Source organism: Streptomyces sp. NPDC002790, assembly GCF_040295505.1.
GTDB lineage: Bacteria > Actinomycetota > Actinomycetes > Streptomycetales > Streptomycetaceae > Streptomyces.
Map to the genome: position 1 here is coordinate 1 of NZ_JBEOVM010000227.1, position 3,299 is coordinate 3,299.

2 protein-coding genes and 1 pseudogene are annotated in these 3,299 nt (G+C 69.7%); all 3 read right to left on the reverse strand.

The features are described from left to right. Window positions 1-109 precede the first annotated feature (109 nt). Entirely contained in the window at window positions 110-877 is a 768-nt protein-coding gene (locus tag ABT004_RS36200; RefSeq protein ID WP_351346068.1) for a hypothetical protein, read from the reverse strand. Between the two features lie 532 nt (window positions 878-1,409). After that, the gene (locus ABT004_RS36205; protein ID WP_351346071.1) at window positions 1,410-2,924 is read right to left on the reverse strand and encodes a putative type IV secretion/conjugal transfer ATPase; all 1,515 of its coding nucleotides are present in this window, start codon (window positions 2,922-2,924) and stop codon (window positions 1,410-1,412) included. Window positions 2,925-2,969: 45 nt separating this feature from the next. Further along, window positions 2,970-3,299 (reverse strand): annotated as a pseudogene (locus tag ABT004_RS36210) (hypothetical protein); the annotation flags it as partial.

Sequence of the window (3,299 nt, forward strand, 5' to 3'; positions counted from 1 at the left end):
CGTCCGGCGCTCATCGCGGCCCGTATGTCAGGCCCCGAGGGAGTGCCGAGGTAGCGCAGTGTGCACCTCCCCGGCGGGGACGCCGACCGTCATCCGGACGAAGACGCAGTCAGCGGTGATGGCTGCGAGCGGCTGTGGGCCGCGAGGACGGCAGCACGGTGGTCGTGGTCGGTGCGGCGTGGCGCAGGTTGACCCCGATGCCCTGCTCGGCGAGTCGGCGGGCGACCGCCTGAATCCGCAGAGCCCGGCCGTGCTCGCCGTACGCGGCGGGCAGCAGGAAGGCCGCCTGGTGCGGGTGGTACTGGAATCCGTGCGCGTACAGCGTCATCCGCGCCTGCTCGGGCACGCTTCCGTACGGCGCCCCCAGTGCCCCGTCGTCGTACCAGGTCAGCGTCACGACCTGGGTGACCTGTGGTGGAGCCGGCCGGTGCGGAGGCTCGGGCTGTTCGGCCGCGTTACGGCGTACGGCCTCAAGGGCGTGCTCATAGCGGGGCAGGAGCCGGCGGGCGATTCGGGCGGAGGCACGAACGGGGTCGTTGGGGACGGCGATGCCGTTCGGCTCCTCGACGCCGTCGACGTGGTGGGGCTTGAATCGGGCGTCGTCCGGCTCGAGCGGGGCGACGACGAACTGGTGCGGGTGCAGCGGACGGTCGGTGACGTACAGGCGCTTGCCACCGGGGCTGTGCAGGACGGCGTCGTGGGTGAGAACGAACTGGCTGACCACCCAGTCGACGTGACCGACGTCCCAGAGCTGCTCGGTGAGGGGGAACTGGTCCTTGTAGGCGGCGTGGTGGTGGTACTCGCTGCTCCAGGTGCCGGGCAGGCGGAGGGCCAAGTCGGCGGCGAAGGCGTTCAGCTCGGTTCTGATCGGGGGCATGGGCTCCTTTCTCAGTGGCGGGCGCTATCTGCTGCGCGTCGTGCGGGCAGGAGGCGCGGGAGTGGGTGCCGCAGTCGGCACGGCTCGTGGCTGGCGCGCCTGGTGGGTGGCGGCCTCCTTGGAGGCCGTCGCGTGTTGGTAGGCGCTGATGACGTTCTTGAGGTGGTCGACTGCATCGCCCCGGCGTGCGGCGAGGATGTCGATCTGTGTGGCCGCGTTCTGCAGGACGCCCAGGGAGTTGATCGACGTCTTCCCAGAGGTGCACGTGTCAGGTTGGAGGCCGCGCTCTGAGCGGCATCGGTGAACTGCCGGTGGACGTTGTCCAGATGGCGAGCCGCCGTGTACAGGAGGTCGGCGAGCGCCGACTCGGGTCGTTCGGTGTGGAGCCGGGCGATGGAGCGCGGCGTGGCGCCGAGCGCCTCGTGCACCATCTGGGAGCCGGGTCCTACAGAGGACGGAGCGTTGGTTTGGCTTTCCATCGAGGGTGGCGGTCCGTGGAGGTTGAGGGCAGTGGGTGCGTCGCGGCCGACGATCAATGCATCCGGGCATCTGTGTCAAACAATGCCAATTCGTGGGAATGCAGGAGATGTTGGACGATGAAAGATCGTCCGGCTACCTTCCAGAGTCCTCGGCCGCGGTTGAGGTGGGAGATCGCGTCTGCTTCCACGGAGGTGAGTCCCAGCAGTGCTGCGGCTGCGTGGAGTTGGTCGGTCTCCTGGCGGTAGATGATGCGGGTGGAGCAGTCGGCGAGCAGTCCTTCGGCGAGCGCCCGGCCGCGGGATCCGGCGTCGCCGGCGGTGAGCAGGTCGGACAGGCGGTGGATGACCATCAAGTTGGCGATGCCCAGACCGCGGGACAGCTTCCACTGGGACTGCATGCGGGCGAGTAGGCCGGGGTGGCGCATCAGGCGCCATGCCTCGTCGTAGACGATCCAGCGCCGGCCACCGTTGGGGTCGGACAGCGCGGATTCCATCCATGCGGAGGCGCAGGTCATGGCGAGGACGAGGGCGGTGTCGTCGCCGGATCCGCCCAGGCGTGAGAGGTCGATGGTGAGCATGGGCGAGTTGGGGTCGAACGCGACGGTGGAGGGTGCGTCGAACATGCCGGCGAGGTCGCCGTGCACCAGTCGGCGCATGGCGTGGGCGAGGTCGCGGGAGGCGTCGCCGAGGCGGCCGGACATGACGCCGCCGACTCGGTCGAGTTCGTCGGGGTTGTTGAGCGTGGCGGCGATGTCGCCGAGCAGGGGGGTGCGACCGTTCGCAGCGGCGCGGGCGACGACGGCGTCCAGGGCGACGTCGAGACCGGTGTGCTCCATCGGCAGCAGGTCCCGCCCGAGTACGGTGCGGGCCAGGGAACCGAGCAGTAGCAGACGGCGCTTGCGGATCTCGCCTGCCCAGTCGGCCTCGGAGACGCTGTTGGGCCGAGGGGCGGCGTCCAGCGGGTTGAGTTTGCCGGGCAGTCCCGGTCCGAGGGCAATGGAGGTGCCGCCCAACGCCTGAGCGACGGGCGTCCATTCGCCCTTGGGGTCACACGGGACGTAGACGCGGTATCCGAAGGCGATCGACCGCAGCGCGAAGGACTTGGCGAGCGCCGACTTGCCCTGCCCGATCACGCCGGCCAGCAGGACGTTCGGGTTGGTGAAGCCTTCGACCTTGCCGTAGAGCGCGAACGGGTCGAAGCAAAACGACGCCTCGGCGTGGACATCGCGGCCGATGTAGATGCCCTCGGCGCCCAGCCCGCCCTCGGCGAGGAACGGGTACGCCCCGGAAGCGGTGGCGGTGGTCATGCGGTGAGCGGGCAGCTTGATCTTGTTGTTGCGGGAGGAGGCGGGGCCGGGGCGTCCGGCCGGGGGGAAGAGCGGCGCCGGCATCTCGTGCTCGGCCCCGTCGGAGCCGCCGGTATGGGCGGCTGCTTCGGTGCGTGCCTTCGCGGCGGCTTCGGCGAGCTGTCGCCGGGCAGCCTTGCGAGAGGTGCGATCGGTGCCGTGCGGGGTGAACAGCGGGCTGGCGCTGGCGCGGCGGGCGCGGCGCGCGGGCCGGTGGCTCATGACGGAGTGGCTTTCACGTGACGGGTCCAGGACGCAGTGCGCAGGTCAGACGCGCGGGGAGGCGCTGAACAGAATCGGCTTGCGGTAGCCCTGGCCGTCGCCGGACCAGTCCAGCTCGATGTAGCCGTCTCCGAGGTACTGGTACCGGCCGCTGGCCTTGGTCTTGAGCGTTCCCGTCTTGTAGGAGCCGTTGCCGTTTCCGCTGCTGTGTTCCAGCGCGTTCTCCAGGCCCGTGTAGTTGGCGTACTTCACGACCGGGTCCGTGCCGGCGGTGGACTTCTTGGTCTGCAGGTGGAACCTCGCCTTGTTGAAGGTGAGGCTGGTGTGCTGGTTGCTCGCGTAGGGGCCGTCCCAGTTGACCGTGGCGGTGGTGTA

Coding starts and splice junctions, on each gene's coding strand:
- ABT004_RS36200 (WP_351346068.1), bottom strand. CDS start 877: ATGCCCCCGATCAGAACCGAGCTGAACGCCTTCGCCGCCGACTTGGCC.
- ABT004_RS36205 (WP_351346071.1), bottom strand. CDS start 2,924: ATGAGCCACCGGCCCGCGCGCCGCGCCCGCCGCGCCAGCGCCAGCCCG.